Source organism: Pseudoalteromonas sp. (assembly GCF_036960685.1).
Taxonomy (GTDB): Bacteria; Pseudomonadota; Gammaproteobacteria; order Enterobacterales; family Alteromonadaceae; genus Pseudoalteromonas.
The window spans coordinates 94,904-112,285 of record NZ_JBALXK010000005.1 but is presented as its reverse complement, the minus strand read 5'-3'; the positions used below and the strand labels follow the sequence as shown (position 1 = coordinate 112,285).

At 41.3% G+C, this 17,382-nt stretch carries 16 protein-coding genes and 2 tRNA genes; 12 read left to right on the top strand and 6 right to left on the bottom strand.

Annotation, left to right across the window (positions count from 1 at the left end; genetic code table 11):
• Window positions 1-123: 123 nt before the first annotated feature.
• A complete protein-coding gene (locus V7783_RS06690) occupies window positions 124-4,179 on the bottom strand; it encodes a S8 family serine peptidase (RefSeq protein ID WP_335678065.1) in 4,056 nt (1,351 codons plus the stop codon).
• A gap of 240 nt (window positions 4,180-4,419) precedes the next feature.
• Between V7783_RS06690 and V7783_RS06685 the strand changes: the two genes are divergently transcribed.
• A complete protein-coding gene (locus V7783_RS06685) occupies window positions 4,420-4,890 on the top strand; it encodes a DUF2721 domain-containing protein (protein ID WP_064666812.1) in 471 nt (156 codons plus the stop codon).
• Window positions 4,891-5,014: 124 nt separating this feature from the next.
• On the top strand, window positions 5,015-5,467 hold the full coding sequence (locus V7783_RS06680; RefSeq protein ID WP_335678064.1) for a c-type cytochrome: 453 nt from the start codon (window positions 5,015-5,017) through the stop codon (window positions 5,465-5,467).
• A 63-nt stretch (window positions 5,468-5,530) separates the two neighbouring features.
• Here the strand turns inward: V7783_RS06680 and V7783_RS06675 are convergent, their stop codons facing one another.
• Window positions 5,531-6,187 (bottom strand): cytochrome b/b6 domain-containing protein, encoded by a 657-nt coding sequence (locus V7783_RS06675; protein ID WP_335678111.1) that lies wholly within the window; start codon window positions 6,185-6,187, stop codon window positions 5,531-5,533.
• Between the two features lie 197 nt (window positions 6,188-6,384).
• Between V7783_RS06675 and V7783_RS06670 the strand changes: the two genes are divergently transcribed.
• From V7783_RS06670 to V7783_RS06660, 3 genes are all read left to right on the top strand, one after another.
• On the top strand, window positions 6,385-7,236 hold the full coding sequence (locus V7783_RS06670) for an AraC family transcriptional regulator (protein WP_335678063.1): 852 nt from the start codon (window positions 6,385-6,387) through the stop codon (window positions 7,234-7,236).
• Window positions 7,237-7,350: 114 nt separating this feature from the next.
• Window positions 7,351-8,013 carry an AzlC family ABC transporter permease gene (locus V7783_RS06665; protein ID WP_335678110.1) on the top strand — a complete coding sequence of 221 codons (663 nt, stop codon included), beginning with the start codon at window positions 7,351-7,353 and terminating at the stop codon, window positions 8,011-8,013.
• Window positions 8,010-8,309, top strand: a complete 300-nt coding sequence (locus V7783_RS06660) for an AzlD domain-containing protein (protein ID WP_335678062.1) — start codon at window positions 8,010-8,012, stop codon at window positions 8,307-8,309. Before V7783_RS06665 ends, V7783_RS06660 begins: the two co-directional genes overlap by 4 nt.
• Here V7783_RS06660 and V7783_RS06655 read toward each other — a convergent pair whose 3' ends face one another.
• Window positions 8,310-9,464 (bottom strand): iron-containing alcohol dehydrogenase, encoded by a 1,155-nt coding sequence (locus tag V7783_RS06655; RefSeq protein ID WP_335678061.1) that lies wholly within the window; start codon window positions 9,462-9,464, stop codon window positions 8,310-8,312.
• A 166-nt stretch (window positions 9,465-9,630) separates the two neighbouring features.
• On the opposite strand from V7783_RS06655, the gene V7783_RS06650 reads away from it, so the two are divergent.
• On the top strand, window positions 9,631-10,497 hold the full coding sequence (locus V7783_RS06650) for a LysR family transcriptional regulator (RefSeq protein ID WP_335678060.1): 867 nt from the start codon (window positions 9,631-9,633) through the stop codon (window positions 10,495-10,497).
• A gap of 67 nt (window positions 10,498-10,564) precedes the next feature.
• Complete coding sequence (locus V7783_RS06645) at window positions 10,565-11,062, top strand: glutathione peroxidase (protein ID WP_335678059.1); 498 nt, start codon at window positions 10,565-10,567, stop codon at window positions 11,060-11,062.
• Between the two features lie 42 nt (window positions 11,063-11,104).
• Here V7783_RS06645 and V7783_RS06640 read toward each other — a convergent pair whose 3' ends face one another.
• Window positions 11,105-11,293 carry a PA3496 family putative envelope integrity protein gene (locus V7783_RS06640; RefSeq protein ID WP_335678058.1) on the bottom strand — a complete coding sequence of 63 codons (189 nt, stop codon included), beginning with the start codon at window positions 11,291-11,293 and terminating at the stop codon, window positions 11,105-11,107.
• A gap of 407 nt (window positions 11,294-11,700) precedes the next feature.
• Between V7783_RS06640 and V7783_RS06635 the strand changes: the two genes are divergently transcribed.
• Window positions 11,701-12,498, top strand: coding sequence for a YggN family protein (locus V7783_RS06635; protein WP_335678057.1), 798 nt, complete (start codon window positions 11,701-11,703; stop codon window positions 12,496-12,498).
• A 50-nt stretch (window positions 12,499-12,548) separates the two neighbouring features.
• Here V7783_RS06635 and V7783_RS06630 read toward each other — a convergent pair whose 3' ends face one another.
• Window positions 12,549-13,991, bottom strand: a complete 1,443-nt coding sequence (locus V7783_RS06630; protein WP_335678056.1) for an aminotransferase-like domain-containing protein — start codon at window positions 13,989-13,991, stop codon at window positions 12,549-12,551.
• 128 nt (window positions 13,992-14,119) lie between these two features.
• On the opposite strand from V7783_RS06630, the gene V7783_RS06625 reads away from it, so the two are divergent.
• The gene (locus V7783_RS06625; protein WP_335678055.1) at window positions 14,120-15,055 is read left to right on the top strand and encodes a DMT family transporter; all 936 of its coding nucleotides are present in this window, start codon (window positions 14,120-14,122) and stop codon (window positions 15,053-15,055) included.
• Between the two features lie 72 nt (window positions 15,056-15,127).
• On the opposite strand, the gene V7783_RS06620 is transcribed toward V7783_RS06625, so the two are convergent.
• A complete protein-coding gene (locus V7783_RS06620) occupies window positions 15,128-15,982 on the bottom strand; it encodes a diacylglycerol/lipid kinase family protein (RefSeq protein WP_335678054.1) in 855 nt (284 codons plus the stop codon).
• Window positions 15,983-16,304: 322 nt separating this feature from the next.
• Between V7783_RS06620 and V7783_RS06615 the strand changes: the two genes are divergently transcribed.
• The 3 genes from V7783_RS06615 to V7783_RS06605 all read left to right on the top strand — a co-directional run bounded on the left by V7783_RS06615 (window position 16,305) and on the right by V7783_RS06605 (window position 16,891).
• The gene (locus V7783_RS06615) at window positions 16,305-16,445 is read left to right on the top strand and encodes a hypothetical protein (protein WP_167542975.1); all 141 of its coding nucleotides are present in this window, start codon (window positions 16,305-16,307) and stop codon (window positions 16,443-16,445) included.
• A 211-nt stretch (window positions 16,446-16,656) separates the two neighbouring features.
• Window positions 16,657-16,747: transfer RNA gene (locus V7783_RS06610), tRNA-Ser, on the top strand.
• Window positions 16,748-16,798: 51 nt separating this feature from the next.
• Window positions 16,799-16,891: transfer RNA gene (locus V7783_RS06605), tRNA-Ser, on the top strand.
• Window positions 16,892-17,382: the final 491 nt, after the last annotated feature.

Here is a 17,382-nt window from a genome sequence, read left to right as displayed (position 1 = left end):
CTAGCAATATATCTAAGTACTGTCTAGTTACCTATATCAGTTTGTAAAACAATGTAAAAAGGGAGCCTAAGCTCCCTTTGTATTTCATTTTCAATTACTGATAAGTAAAAATTACTTCAGTGATTACTTTTGTTTGCGACGACGCATAAATGCGAAAGGTGCTGCAAGTAATGTTAACCACGCTAATGAACCTGAGCTATCGTTATCATCGTCATCGTTAGAGCGAAGGTTATTAACGTCAATCTCAACGCTCACAGCTTTCGATACATAACCTTTACTATCTTCAGCTTGAACACTAAAGACAATCTCTTCATCAAACTCATAATCAATTTCACCCATAGTTACAATTGAACCGTCCAGCTCAACGCGAACTAATGTTGTACCCGATACAATAAAGCGAGTAATTGGTGAAATATCCATATCTGGATCAGAGAAGGCTAATTGACCCAGCACAGTGCCAATGGCAACATTTTCATCAGTTCTGAATTTTTGACCACCTTCTATGACTGGAGCATGAGATTTAGGATCAGCGGTAACATTTAGCATAACCTGAACGATTTCAGACTCTAAACCACTATCATCCATTACTGTTACATCAAGAGTCAGAGTTGGAGTCTCGTAGTAACTTAGGCTACCGGTAACAACTAATTCACCTTTTTCATTGATGCTAATTGAATTTGTGTTTGCCACGGTGCCACCAGTAACAGTCGTCGCAGCACTTTCAAATATACTGTGCTCAAGAAGACCAATCACAGTTCCTTCAGCTGCAGACTCAATAACACTGAAGTTTTGACCTTTAGCGACAACAGGCAACTCATCAGCATCATTAGTAATCGTTACTTTAATATCAGCAGCTGCTGATTCAGTACCAAGCAAATCAGTTGCTTTCACTGTTAAAGTGATTTCTTTAACGTCAGACTCAAAATCCAACAAACTAGTATCTTCAACCATGATATCGCCAGTTACAGCATCAAGCATCAAGCCTGGAGCAGACATACTCACAATGGCAAAGTTTGCTATACGTAAAGCCGGCGTTTCTTCAAAGCTAACACGGCCAATAGTAATACCATCAAGCGCAGTTTCATTTATAGCAAACTCACTAGCTACAATATTAGGCACAACAGGGACTGCTGGTACACCCGTTACAGAATTAATATAAACATCAGTGCCTGTAGCAGAGGTCAATGCAAAGTTACCATTGGCTCTAACAACCGCTTTTTGTCCTGGAGCTAGCTGTGACAATTTAACTTCGGCATCTTCTGTCGACTCTAGAGAAACTGCTGGGTTACCTGTAAATACGGTAGAACCAACTACACTATCAGTCTCAAAGAACACTCCAGCTTGGTAGCTTGGGTAACCTACAGAAGCAGCGATATTAATTGTGCCACCCAACATATTCGCATCTAATCCTAATAATTCACTACAACCAGAGAAGGTAACGGTATCTTCGCCAGCTGAGTGATACATTGGCGTGCCCCACTGCCATACATCTTCACCATTAGCATCAATTTCACCAATTAATGTGCGACTGCGCCCAGGAATTGCGGCATCACGGCCAACATCATTTAGATTCATCATGAAATGATCGTAAACACCGTCATTATCAATATCGAGATTCATCCGAACACCGATTTGACGCATATGGGTAATCTCATCACGTAATTGAATTGAAGAGGTGATGAAAACACCTGAATCACATGTCTCAGACGCATAAGCAGCAAATGTAGTTGTGAGAATATCAAAGTCTGCATCACGGTTTTCTACACTTGTAGCAATCACAGACTCGGCGCCTGGCATTGCAACTGATGCACCTATATTAGTTACTACTAACTCGCCAATGCCATTCACTTCTTCATATGAGAAAGCTAACTCTGCACCCGCTTTCGGCAATGCATGGTAAACAATATGGAGATCATGGTCTGTATCTGCTGTTGAAGTGTCATCGAACACTAAGGCACCATCAAACTCAGCCATAGTCAGTGACGGACTACGAGCGGCTAGATCATCTTGGCTAAATGGATTATCTAGAGTCCAAGCAGGTAACTTAGTTGGATCTACAGTCATAGTTACATCAAATGTTGTTACTGTATTTGCTGCCACTGTAACGTTACGAGGAATATCAAAACTTACGGCACCACTGTCAACATCGTTCATGTAGCGCTCTTCAATACGAAGGTCGTATGTTTTATCTTCATCCGAGAAGTTTTTCAGCGTCACTGTTTTAGTAAAGCTTGTTACTTCTGTCATACGCTCTAAACCAAATGATAATGCAGCTTGATGGGTGTCAAACACAGAATCTTCAACCCATGCAGCAACCGGAAGATTAACTGCTTTTTCAACATTAACCAAACCAGCACCAATTAAACTAATTGGCGCAAGCGGCGAGTCAGGGTTTAGAGTGAGCGGCTCAACAGTCACGTTTAAGTCTGCTGCATTCATGATCGTCGCTTTAATTTCAAGCGCGCTACGTTCTGGGTGCGCTTCACGCACAAGTGCAATTGCACCTGCTGTAATAGGGCCTGAGAATGAAGTACCTGTAGCAGGTGCCAATTGATCTTGCGTACCTGTAGCAGCAACCATAATCGCTGTACCAGGCGCGGTAATTTCAGGTTTTAATAAACCATCCATTGATGGGCCACGTGAAGAGAAAGAAGCTACAGCACCGGCGGTTACTTTACGTTCAACTACGATATTATAAGTAGGCATTTCACCAGCAGTCAGTGCAGCTTTCATTGCCGCCCCCGCTGCAAAATTGATCCCAACATTTGGAATTGTTACTTCCGCATCAAAACCACCCATAGGTGCTGGCGTGCCATCATCGGTATTATTAGCAATAAATACAAATGCTGCACCACGGTTTTGAGCACTTAATACTTTTTGTGTAAAGTTACATGCACCACGGTCAATAATTACTGCTTTACCGGTAAAATCAGTTTCTGCAGAGAATTCAACACAACCATCTTGGTTTTCAGCTGGGTAAACAACTTCAGCATCAGCATCCGTCATTACAAAGGCAGTTTGTGGACCAAACCCTGAAGGTTGAATAATCGTTTCTTCACCTTCAATAGTACCCGAAGCAACAGCAACATCATTTGCTGGGTGAGTCATTGCACCGACAGAAAGCGCATTAGGCGTTGTCGATGGGCCACCTATACGGAACGGATGATCACCATCGTTACCCGCAGAAATCACAACGTTTACGCCTGCTTCTACAGCTTTTTGGATTAAAAATTGAGTGCCGCCACCAATGTATGTGTCACCGAATTCTCCACCTAAAGACATATTGATAACATCAACACGATCTGCTGAATCACCATCACCGTTCGGATCCATTGCAGCTTCTAATGCAGAAACCTGTGCTGCACTTGGGCAACCGCCGCCACACACCGAATACACATAAAGCTCTACTTCAGGAGCAATACCGGTTACAGAGTGAGAAACCGATGTACCGTGACTAGTAGCATCACCAGTTGCTGGTGCAATTGATGGATCATTCTCTATTGGGTCGGCATCGTCACGCATGAAGTCATAACCGCCCATAACTTGACCTTGTGGCCAAGTGACAGCAGTTGGATCTGCTTGAGCCGCTTCATACGCTTCAACAGTACCTTCACCGCCAAAAATTTTATGAGTGTAATCAATACCGGTATCTAATACAGCAACTGTCTGTGTTGAGCCCGTATGCGCTCCACTGGTTACAACCGGTGATGCCTTGATATAATCAGCTGTAGCCGCAACATGTAAATCATAATCAAACATTGGTAATACGCGATCTACGCGAGAATCTTGTGCAATACGATCTAATGCACCTTGGCTAGCTTGCACGATAAGTGTAGGTGCAAGTATTTTGGTTGAGCCAAGTACTTTTACATTGCTATCAAGAGTAAAAAGTTTATCTTGAACCTGCCCTTGTAACATTGCAACATCATCATAGCTTTGACGAGCCTCAGAGACACGGTATACACCTTGCTCCATCATATCAGCGGCTGTTGTTGCTTTAAGTACAACTAAGTATGCTGAAGGTTCGTTTTTATTAGCAACATCAGCCTGTGATATCGCTGTGTAACTGGTATGCTTAAGCGCACTGTTAGATATTGTATTCGCATTTACCGTACCAGCAATTAAGATGCTTGATACAGCAGTTGCAACAGCCGTTCTTTTTATAAGATTGTTAGCCATAATTTCCCCTGGGATATGTTATGTATTATTGTACTTATTGATGTTTAGAAATTAAGTGAGGGTCTAATATAGAACTTCGCAACCAAAAATAACAACAATTCGATTACATACAAATTACATACATCAGCTGCAATCATCTAGAATACAGAGCAAGACATTGTAAAATATAGTTAAAATTTAAAACCACAAAATGTAAATCATTGTAAACAAACGTAACCGAAAACACCTAAAAGGGAACCAATGAACTCCGATGTTATAAATATTCTAACAATGGCCAAAGTAATTCAAACAGCTGTTGCGCCCGTTTTTTTAATTACCGGCATCGCTGCTACACTCGGGGTGCTTTCTAATCGTTTAGCGCGCATCACGGATCGAGCTAGGCAGCTTGAGCGAAAATTAAAAGTCAGCACCGATGAAGAATTTAATTCATCGTTAACTACCGAGCTGCGAGCATTGTTGAAACGCTCTCGCTGTATTCATATCGCCTTTAGCTTAAGTGTATTAAGTGCCGTGCTTGTGTGTGCCGTGGTCATGCTACTGTTTTTATCGCATATTCAATCTATTAATTTAGGTGTTACAATTGGCATCTGCTTCGTAGGCGCAATGGCATTGCTTATTTGTGCCTTTATGTCTTTGCTTGGTGAAGTATTCTTAGCAACCCGCAGTATGCGCAGAGGAATGATATTTGCCGATATTGATATCAATGACTAAGTACAATCTTTGTTACTGAATTCAATAGCAGTTCAGTTTAACCGCAATAAACTTGAATAATCGAACGTGCTGATATACAACAGCAGCTATTCAAGCAATGAATGACTAATAAGGGGCAAAAGGAATGAAATTAAAGCAATTACTTTTAGGTGCAACACTGAGTGCACTGACGTTTGGTGCAACTGCCAATACAGCATTTGAAAAGCCAAGTGATGCAATTGAATATCGTCAAGCTGCGTTTTCAATGATCCGCGTACAAATTGGCGATATGGGCGATATGTTAAAAGGCAAAGTGCCTTTTGATGCTGAACGCTTTAAACACCGCGCAAATAATGCTGCTGCATTAGCGAAAATGCCATGGGAAGCGTTTGTTGAAGGCTCTGACAAGGGTGATACATCTGCGTTGCCTGCCATTTGGAGTGATAACGAAACGTTCATGAAAAAAGCGGTCGCTTTCCAGCAATACGCTGACGAGCTTGCGGTTGCTGCACAAACCGGCGATAAAAAAGTAATCGCAAAAGCATTTGGCCCATGGGCTAAAGGTTGTAAAGATTGCCATTCATCATTTAAAGATTAATCTCTAGCAGATTTTCACACTAAAACGGCGCTAACTAGCGCCGTTTTTGATTTACTTTTTATATTAACCAAACAGATAACTTAGCGGCTCTGCGCCCCATGTCATCATTAAACCAGCTAACAACAGCACAAAAATAACAACCGCCAGCCAAGGTGATTTAGTTACCCTAACGTCACTGCCATAATCCTCTTTATCGGCGTAACCGGTCACCATAGCTTTGACGAGCTTTTTACCTTTTAGACGGTAAATAACAATCGCCACGACGTGTAGAATAATCGCATAAAACAGCAGGTCAAAGTTGTTATGATGAACCCATCCTGCCCACTCAACTACTTGGCTTGATGCATATTGCACCAGGGGTCCATCTGTTAAAATATCGTCAGTGGTCATCAAACCACTAACCAGTTGAGTTAGCAATAAAGCAAAAAATGCTAACACCATATAACTGCCCGCAGCACCGTGCCCAGGTTTATTATCTGTTTGCTTAAATGATTTTAGTGCAGCAATAGGTGAATGAAGTAGAGCGCTCAATTTAGCCGTTTGGCTACCTACTACTCCCCAAATAAGCCGAGTTAACAGCAAGGCTAATGTGAAATACCCAACGACAAAGTGCAATTCCATCATGCCTTCTTCAGCACTAAAATAGAGCGTTGTAATAGCAATCACTAATAACCAATGGAAACTGCGGATAAACCCGTCCCATACTGTAATTTTCTGCAAAACTTGCTGATCCATCGAAATTATCCCCCTAAAATGTGTCTCTTACGTAATAATGCCACAGACAACTTTATCCACCTATTGAACTCGTCGAACAGCAGTTTATTATGCCGCCAACAACGAGCAATTTTTTACAAGCTTTGTATATCAGTTTAGATATACTCAATCTGAATTAACTTAAAATAACAAAAGTGGTGCTAATGAAAGATGAACAATCAACTTTTTTTTACCATGAAAAATTAGGAGGGTTAGAGGCTTTACAGGCAAGCTTTACGCATCAAAATTTTTCTCGTCATAGTCATGAAGGCTATACCATTGGCTTGATTGATTGTGGGGCACAAAAATTTTATCGTAGCGGTAGTAATCATATAGCACCGAAAAATAGTATTATTTTAGTCAATGCAGATCAAATTCATAACGGCCAAACAGCCACTGAATCGGGTTGGGCGTATCGTGCCATGTACCCTCGCCCAGAGCAATTTTCTGCACTCTCCCAAGAGCTAAACGGGATCCGCTGTGGCGCACCGTATTTTGATAGTGCTGTTTATAGCAATCAAGCTTTAACCCATCAGTTAAACCAATTATTAAACGGCTTAACCAGCAATGGTAATAACCAACTGCACACAGAAAGCTTATTTTATAGTGTGATGACTCAGTTAATGCTGTCGTTTAAACAAGACTGCCGACAATTAAAACAACTAAAAGCCAAAGCAAACCTTGCACATGCGCAACAATACCTTGATGCTTTTTGTTGTGAAGAAATTAGCCTAGAGCGACTAGCTGCACTTAGCCATATGAGCCCATTTCATTTTATTCGCCAATATAAAAAACAATATGGCTCAACCCCGCACGCATATCAAATACAGCGTCGTATATTGCGGGCAAAAACATTATTAAAACATGGCTTAAACGTTAGCCAAACGGCTAACGAATGTGGCTTTCATGATCAAAGCCATTTACACCATCACTTTAAATCTCGGCTTGGCATAACACCGGGTCAGTATCGCAATCTCTTTAGTCCTAACAAAAGTGCACCTGCAAACATCAACTAACGTTATTATTGCAATCTATAACCAGTTCAACATTAACAAGCAGCAAAACTAAATCAGCTTAGAGCAATAAAGGGGAAAACAGTGAGAAAGGCGTTATTAAAAGGGTTCTTAGATATGCTACCGCTGTGTTTAGCGGTGATCCCGTGGGGGATATTATGTGGTTCTTTGGCAATTCAAAATGGCTTCACTGCTGTTGAAACCCAAGCGATGTCATTACTGGTATTTGCCGGCTCAGCGCAGCTCGTTGCCATTGAACTAATAGCAGGCAACACACCATTACTGACCATTTTATTTACCACTTTTATTATTAGCTCACGGCACTTTCTATATGGTTTAGCTGTGCGTCACAAAGTGATTGATCAGCCTATGCGCTGGCGGTTACCGGTCAGCTTTGTACTGACCGACGAGTTATTTGCGTTTTCACATCACCGCAAAGCGTATCGCACTAAACTGCGATTAGTTTATGCCCTCAGTGCTGGATTTAGCTTTTATATCGCATGGAATTTATGGACTTTAATTGGCATCGTGGCGGGCAGTTTACTACCGGATTTAACTAATCTTGGCCTCGACTTCGCTATCGCCGCAACTTTTATTGCTTTAGTGATCCCAGGCATTAAAAACCTTGCCACATTAGCAACGGTCATCACCGCGGGAGTGATGGCAACGCTACTTAAAAGCCAAGGCTTTGAATTATGGCTGGTAACCGCAGCATTAACTGCGATGACCGTGGGCTATGTTATTAGCCGCATAAAAAATAAGGCGGAGCACAACCTATGATGACCACTATTTTACTTATGGCCTGTATCACCTTTTTTACCCGCTATTTATTTTTGCACCGCGCTCTACCGTTTAAAGTTGGTCCAAAAATGCAGCAGTTTTTAAGCTTTAGTGCTCCCGCAGTTTTAACCGCGATTTGGGTGCCGATTGTATTTGTGACAGACGAGGGGGTAAATTTAGATTGGCAAAACCCATACCTCAGCGCTGCAGTGGCTGCAATTATTGTCGCCTACAAGACACACAATATTTACTACACAACACTGGTCGGTATGGGCCTATTTTTAATACTTAACTAGCTAAACGCTAGCTAATAAAATAGCGCGGCTTTTATCTAGTGTAACCTGACCGCGCTCGCCTATAGCGGTCATACCATGGCGCTCAAGTTGCTGAACAATTTTATCAGCAACTTCTTCGCCTAACTGATAATCACTTAAACGAGTTGGCATATTCACACTGTGGAAAAACGCTTCAGTGGCAGTAATTGCTTGTTCAATTGCTGCATCTTCATCACTAATATCTAATCCTAATACGCGCTCTGCGTACTGTAAGATTTTGCCGCGCTTAGTTTCTTTTTGCTCAGCCATCATACGTGGTAAAACAATCGCTAACGTTTGCGCGTGGTCAAGACCATACATCGCGGTCATTTCATGGCCTATCATATGAGTAGCCCAATCTTGCGGTACTCCTGCACCAATTAAACCATTGAGCGCCATCGTTGCTGACCACATAATGTTTGCACGTACTTGATAGTTGTCAGGCTCACTGAACGCTTTAGGACCCTCTTCAATTAAGGTCATTAAAATACCTTCAGCGAAACGATCTTGCAGTTTAGCACCTACATCATAAGTTAAATACTGCTCCATAGTATGCACAAATGCATCAACAATGCCGTTCGCCACTTGGCGGTTCGGTAATGAAAAAGTCACTGCAGGATCAAGCACTGCAAACTTTGGCAATACCAGTGGGCTGGCAAAGGCAAGTTTTTCATGAGTATCCAGGTTTGAAACAACACTATTACCGTTTGACTCAGAACCGGTTGCAGGTAAGGTTAATACCACACCAAGCGCAATAGCAGATTTAATCTCGCCACCTTTTGATAAAATATCCCATGGCTCACCATCATAATTTGCCGCCGCAGCGATAAACTTACTGCCATCAGCGACTGAACCGCCTCCCACAGCAAGAATGTAATCAATCTGTTTTTCTTTTACTAAAGCAACGGCTTTCATACATGTTTGATAACTTGGGTTAGGCTCAATACCGGCAAACTCAAACCACGTATGCTCACTTAACGCATCAACAACTTGATCATAAACGCCATTACTTTTAATACTACCGCCGCCATAAGTAACCAGTACTTTTGCGTCTGCTGGGATCTCATTTTTAATTAAAGCGATTTGTTGTTCGCCGAAATGAATTTTGGTTGGGTTTGCAAAACTAAAATTTAACATGCTTGCTCCATTGCTTGACAGTTTGCTCTCATGAGCCAAATTAGGTGACTTAATAATTGTAGGGGTTTAATGATTTATTAAAAGAGCAAGATCGGAGAATCACTTTTGCACAGCTGCAACAATAGATGCTATAAACGAGTATTACTTAACTTTTTGAGAACTAAAAATGTGGCAAGGCCTCGATGAATTTTTGCATGTAGTTGAACATGGCAGCTTTACCCAAGCGGCAAAAGCCATGGAAGTATCCACATCCCATATTAGTCGCCAAGTGCAACAGCTTGAAAACCGCTTAGGTTCAGTATTATTTCAACGTACCACGCGAAAAATAAGCCTTACCGATACTGGCCGCGAATACGCCGTAAAACTCAAAGCAATCAAGCAAGAGTTAATCGACGCCAATAATCAACTGCAAGGCGAGCAGCGCAAACCCAAAGGCTTAATTCGAATCTCTGGCGCTGGCGAGTTTGTTGCCTGCCATGTTGCCCCTAAGATTGTAGAGTTTGTAAAACGCTACCCTGAGGTTGAAGTAGATATGGACTTTAATAATCGCAATGTCGATTTAGTCGAAGAAGGCTTTGATTTAGCAATTCGCTTTGGTCGTATGCAAGACTCCAACTTAATTGCACGACCACTTAGCCCTCGCATAATGACGCTCGTTGCCAGCCCAGAGTATTTAGCCAATCACTCAACCCCAACTACGCCACATCAATTAGCAGAGCATAATTGCTTAATCGCGATGGGTAAACGTTGGCGTTTTAATTTTAATAATGAAATAAAAGAAGTAAAAGTTGCGGGCAATTGGCGCAGCAATCATCCTCGCGCACTGCTTAGCGCAACACTAGCAGGCTTAGGGATTGCCCATCTAGCCACTGACATTGTTGATGAGTATGTTCAACAAGGGCAATTAATTACCTTACTTGATGAATTCCAAGTAACAGACAACGCTTCGTGGCTGGTCTATCCTCGTAAAGACTTAATGCCTTATAGAGTACGATTACTGATCGAGCACTTGCTTGCGCAATTTAATGACTAAAGTTTAAGCTTTAAGTCTACGCCAACTCAGGATAGAATTTAACAAACAACAATAATAAGTGATTAACATGAACGACTTTCACCAACTTTCAGCCAGTAACCTTCAGGGGCAGCCCATTGATTTTTCAGACTTCACAGGCAAAGTCGTATTAATTGTCAATACAGCAAGTAAATGTGGTTTCACGCCACAATATGAAGGCTTACAGCAATTACATGAAAAATACGCCGAGCAAGGGTTAGTAATTATTGGTTTTCCGTGTAATCAATTTGGCAAGCAAGAGCCTGGCAGTGCCAAAGATATTGAGCAAGGGTGCTTAATTAATTACGGTGTAGATTTTGTGATGATGAGCAAAGTTGATGTCAATGGCGAGCATGCCCACCCTGTATTTAGACATTTAAAGTCTGCATTACCGGGGTTTTTAACCCGTAAAATAAAGTGGAATTTCACCAAGTTTTTAGTCGGCCGTGACGGTGAAGCCATTAAACGCTTTGCACCATTTACCAAGCCGCAGCAAATCGAAGGCGCAATTATCAAAGCCCTTAAAAGCAACCCTGTGAGTAGCTAAAAGCAATAAAGAGGCAAGTTGCCTCTTTATCTAAATTATCACTTAGTCTTTTAAATACTCATCTAAGTCATCATCGCCCAAATTTTTACGCAAGCGTTTTTGCTCAAGGTAGTCTTCCAACTTTTTCTTAACCTTTTGCTTATTCTTGTCGTGTTGATTACGCCCAACCATTTCGTACTCGTCTTCAACAAAATCGTCATCTAGCGCATCGTAACTAAATGTCTTACCCACAACCCACTCCATAAAGTGTTTGAGACCAATTAAGGATTTTTATCACTGTCATTGGTGAAATTAAAAGTGTTCAGCACAATTTCATAGCTCGAAAATGCACCAAAATAAAGCCACAACCCAATCTTAAAATGGTGTCATGTCAATATTGTGAATAAATAGCGCTAAATTTTAATTCTGGAAAGTGAGAGTTTTTTATCGAAACGATAAACATATTTTATTAATGTGGCAAAGTTAGTCAAAATGACTAAAAAATAGCTTTATTGTTATTTTTTAACTCTGCTAAAAATCGCCAAAAATATATTAATACATTGTTTTTAAACACTAAAAATTTTTGGCATCAAACTTGATAAGTATTAAATACAAAAAATACGTACTCGTTAAAATCAACAAATTAGCAGGATATTAAAATGAAAAAATTACTATTAATCGGTTCTTTATTTATTGCCACAGGGGCAATGGCACACACTGATAATGAGACTAATATTTCTTTCAGTGGCGATTCTTGCGACGTTGAGTTTAAAAATGACGTACGCATCAAACCAAATGAGCTAGAAATCTTCACCGCAGACAACAATACAATGAGCTTTGTCGAGCAAGGTGAGCTAAAAATAAATGGCCAGACTGTGGCACTTAACGGCCAACAGCGCCAAGCCATCACGGCGTATTCGAATAGTTTGCGCAGCCAATTGCCAGAAGTTGCGAATATTGCTCTTGAAGGTGTACAGATTGCAGGCGTCGCCATTGAAGAAGTGGCTAATGCATTCAACATTGAAGGGCTAGATAGCATTAATGAACTCATGGCTGATATAAAAGTGGAAGTTGAAAATACCTTTTATCAGCAAGGTACATTCGTAATGGGCCAGCAAAGTTTTAACCAGTTTGGTGAAAACTTTGAAAACCAATTTGATGAGCAAATAGAAAGTGCTGTGCAATCTGCCATGATGCAGTCAATGGGCAGCATTTTGATGGCAGTAGGCTCAGAACTAATGGGCTCAGGTGGTGATATGCAAGCCTTTGAACAACGCATGGAAAACATGGGTGCAGAAATCGAAGCCAAAGTTGAGCAACAAGCGAATCAATTAGAAAAACGTGCTGACGCGTTATGCGGTAACTTTTCGACAATTGCAGAGCAAGAACAACAATTGGTTAAACTAGTGCCTGAGTTAAAAGATTACCAATTATTTAGTTATAAAAAAAATAACTAACTACAAGTTTGATATCCCTTTAGCAGCACTCTTTTTAAGGTGCTGCTTTTTTATTTTTTAGCTAAATGCACAAGCTCACCCAGCGTTGTTATAGCTTGTTCAAGTTTTTCACTCCATGGCAAACCATAGCTTAACCTAATACAACTACGATATTTATTAGTAGCAGAGAAAATATAGCCCGGAGTGATACTGATACCATTATCGAGCGCTAGCCGAAACAGTTTGACGCTATCATACCCGCTGCCTAAATCAATCCAGATCACGCAGCCACCTTGTGGATCGCTGATCCGCGCAGTACTTGGGAACGCTCGCTGCAAACACCAGATCATCCTTTCTTTATTATTTCGTAAACGCTGTTTAAGTAACTTAAGGTTGCGTTCGTATTCGCCGCTTTGTACAAACTCGTACAACGTCCACTGATTGATCAACGACGTAGAGCAGCTTAATGCACGTTTATAGCGTCGAGCTTTAGCTGCAAACTTACCAGCAATCAACCAGCCAACACGGTAGCTCGGTGCAGCCGTTTTTGAAAAAGATGCACAAGTAAGCACAAGCCCTTTTGTTGAGTAAGCTTGCGCAGGTGTGCCTCGTTGTGCTGTAAAATGTAAATCACCGTAAACATCATCTTCAATCAATACCACATTATGAGACTCTAATAACGCGACCAGATCTTTACGCTTTTGATCTGGCATAAAGCTGCCTACAGGGTTATTAATTGAGGTAGAGAAAACACACGCTTTAATATCATGATCTTGCAAAGCTTGGCTGAGATCATCAAGCCAGATCCCATCATCAGGGCATAGCGGGATCTCCAGTGCTTTCAGCCCTAAACTTTCGATCAATTCAATAATGCCAAAATAACAAGGTGACTCTATGGCAATCACATCGCCCGCTTTTGCTACACACTTAAGCGCAATAGCCAATGCTTCTTGCGCGCCATTTGTGATCACCAACTCTTGTGGATCAACTCCAATACCAAAATCTAAATAGCGATGGATCAATTGTTTTTTTAGCGGAGCAAACCCGTCAATTGCCCCATAATTGATGGCACGACTGCCGGCAATCGACATAACTCGGCGCATTGTACGGCTGAGCATTTTATCGGTTGGCGCTGCCGCCACCGGATTAGCAATGCCAAATGGCACCACTCCCGCTTGGTGAATTGCATCATAAACTTGCTCTATCAACACTTGCATATTCACCGCAACGGGCTCACGACTGAGTTTTACACGCTTTGGTCGCGCTAATTGGGTAGTCGATGACTTTAAAAAATAACCTGATTTTTCACGTGCCTCTACTAATCCCTGTGCTTCAAGCGATTGATAAGCCAATTTAACTGTTGGAATACTGACTTTGAGTTTGTCGGCCATTTTACGCAGCGAAGGTAACTTTTCACCGGGTAGTAAAGTGCCTTGCTCTGATAGCTCGCGGATCAGCTGCATCACTTGCAAGTATAAAAAATCGTGATTACTTTTACTTACTACTAACGACATCTGATGCCTCTCAAAATAGTTTTATCAATCGTTAAAATCTGTACAGGTTGCATTTCTAGTTTTCTGTATATGTTAAGTATACAGAAGCACATTAAAATAAACACTTAATCGACACGCTAGGATCGGCCATGAGAAGCATTGCGCTTTATACTTTAACAGTTTTGATTTGGGGCTCTACCTGGCTCGCAATCGAATTTCAATTAGGCAATATTGCAGTTGAAGTATCACTGTTTTATCGTTTTAGTTTAGCGGCCATATTAATGTGGATTTGGGTAAGCGTTAAAAAGTTACCTATGAATTATAGCCGTCGCGATCACGGTTTTTTTGTATTACTGGCGTTGTGTAACTTTGGCCTAAATTACTTAGTACTGTATTGGGCGCAAAATTATTTAACCTCTGCCATGGCGTCCATCGCATTTTCAATGTTACTGCTAATGAATATAGTAAATACCCGCTTATTCTTTGGTAAACCCATAGCAAAACGAATTTACAGCGGCGCATTAATTGGCGTTGTGGGTATCGTAAGTTTATTTTGGCCACAATTACAGCAGTTCGACCTGAGTAATGGGGCGTTGGTCGGTTTACTACTTGCCTTAGCCGGTACCTTTGTGGCTTCATTGGGTAATATGGTGAGTGTGCGTAACTCACAGCAGCAAATTGGTGTTATGCAAGGCAATGCCTGGGGCATGCTCTACAGTGCGATTGGGTTGCTATGTTATGTATTAATGACTGATGCTAGCTTGAGCTTCACTGCCCCTGCTAGTTACTGGTATTCATTAGTTTATTTAGCGGTGTTTGGCACCGTAATAGCATTTGCTTGTTACTTTGCGTTATTGAAAAATATCGGCCCAGAGCGCGCCAGTTATGTCATTGTGTTATTTCCATTGGTTGCCGTGATTTTAAGCACATTATTTGAAGGTTTTATTTGGCAGGCCAATACATTTATCGGTTTTAGTTTGGTGCTAGTGGGTAACGCTATTGTACTAACGCCCACAAAAAGAATTAAAGCGTTTATCGAGTCTTATAAGGCATCACTTGCCAATAAACGCTCCATCCCCAGTTAGAGTACGCTTTGAGCGTAACTAACGCCAAAAGCGCCTACTTGTTAGGCGCTTTTTTATTGCTAACGTATTAGTTTAGCGCTGCGGTATGCAAAAACGCAGCGCTTGCGGATAAATTGTCACGGTTGCAGGCGTTACCCCAAGCAGTTCACCATCAGCCTCTATTGGTAAATCCGGGGTATCGATATACGCCGTTGTTAAACGCTGATAACTAAGCCCTTTCATATCATGGTGATTGCGCAGTAATAAGCGTATAAAGCTATATAAGTTACCTAGTAACCCCCGCGCAGCCATACTGTAGCACTCTAAATAACCATTATTTAATTGTGCTTTGGGCGCTATTTTCAATCCTCCACCAAAATAATGATAATTAGCAAATACCGTAATTAAATTATGATACTGAGATTGCTGCCCAGCAAAACGCCCCTTTAACCATTGACCCTGATAAGTCAATAAATGTTTAAAACCTGCAAAGCTATAACCTAACGCGGATAATCTAGGCTTGATTTGCAATGCCTGTACGACATGCGCATCAAAGCCCACCCCTGCAATATTAATAAAGTAACGGTTATTTATTTGCCCAATATCAATTTTTACTTCGTGATCACTAAAAATAGCATTACGCCAAGCCAAGTTTGTACAGCCAAAGCCACGGGCAAAATCATTGCCTGTTCCCTGTGGTAATAACGCTAATGAGCAATTTAATGCCATCAAGGCGTTCACAGCTAAATGTAAACTCCCATCACCACCGAGCACAACAACACGCTTTTGTGATTGCGCCAAAACCGCTATTTTTTGGCAATCATCACTAAAATGGCCTGTTGTATAAAAAATAGTGTAATCAATGCCACGTTTTTGACATTGATCTAATAACCAAGCGCAATTTTTTTTATGCTTTTTTTGCGTGCTTGGTTTAATAATTATTAGCATCTGACTACCCGACCACTTAAAAACATAAAAATAGACTTTTCAAAAAATAAATTAATCTGAATACTTACTCACTTTTTGTATTTTGTAATGCATAAAAAATATCAAAGATAAACTAAAGTCATTATATTTAAAGAATTAATACATTTAAAATATTCATAACCATGCAAAACGAACTAATAAAATAAACTTAACCGCAAGTTAATAACCGCACTTCACATTAGTTATTTCTATCCGACCACCCTAATTTTTATCGTTTTATTTTTGTGCAATTTAGAGTCAAAATAGCCGTGTTGTCAAAACAGACATAACCCGGAGCAAAGTAATGAACCCAGTAAATACTTTAAACGAAAGTGCAGCTACCCATGTTGCAGTAAAACCGACCAATCGCAAAGCAAAAATGCTTGCCAGACTAAACCGTTTCGGCAAAAAGCTAGCTCTTGGCGGCGCAGTTCAATACAAGTAATCACCCAACCATGATTACTTTAGCGGTGCAGCAAACACCCAACCACTAAATGAAACTACTTATTTAGCTCCCTCGTTTGCTGCAACCCCTTCTTTAAACTCCCTAAAAACACCTTTTTTATAAAAAAAACCATTTTTTAGAACAAAAAAACAGCAAACGATCTTTTTCCTATTTACACACCCCAATCACCTGCGTATTATTCTTTCCCAACGGAGAGATGGCAGAGTGGTCGAATGCACCGGTCTTGAAAACCGGCAGGGGTTTATAGCCCCTCTAGGGTTCAAATCCCTATCTCTCCACCATTATTACTTTTTGGTGGTTCACTCGATCATCAAAATGACAGTTTATGCGCCGGAGAGGTGGCCGAGTGGCCGAAGGCGCTCCCCTGCTAAGGGAGTATAGGGTTTGTAGCTCTATCGAGGGTTCGAATCCCTCCTTCTCCGCCATTTATTAAATTAAACCGCTTAATTGCGGTTTTTTTATGTCCGTAACCTTTACACCGATGAAGGAGGGTGAGAACCCTCGACTAGGGTTCGACAAAATGTCTGGAACATTTTGGGCCGCTGCAAGCGTCGCGAAGCGATTGATTACATGGACGTAAGCAAGCCCATCCCCACGTTTGACACTAATACCAGTCTAAAAAGCCTATCGTTTTATGTCCGTAACCTTTACACCAATGAAGGAGGGTGAGAACCCTCGACCAGGTGAGACCAAACTTTGTCAGGAACAAAGTTAAACGCACGCAGTGCGGCCCGAAGGGCAAAATATAGGGATGTATTTTTTCAAATGTCTGGAACATTTTGGGCCGCTGCAAGCGCCTCCCGCGATTGATTACATGGACGTAAGCAAGCCCATCCCCACGTTTGACTCGCATCTCAGTATAAATTCTCCAAGCTTTATGACATTCACGGTGGTAAGCCACTCGCCTACAAGTAGT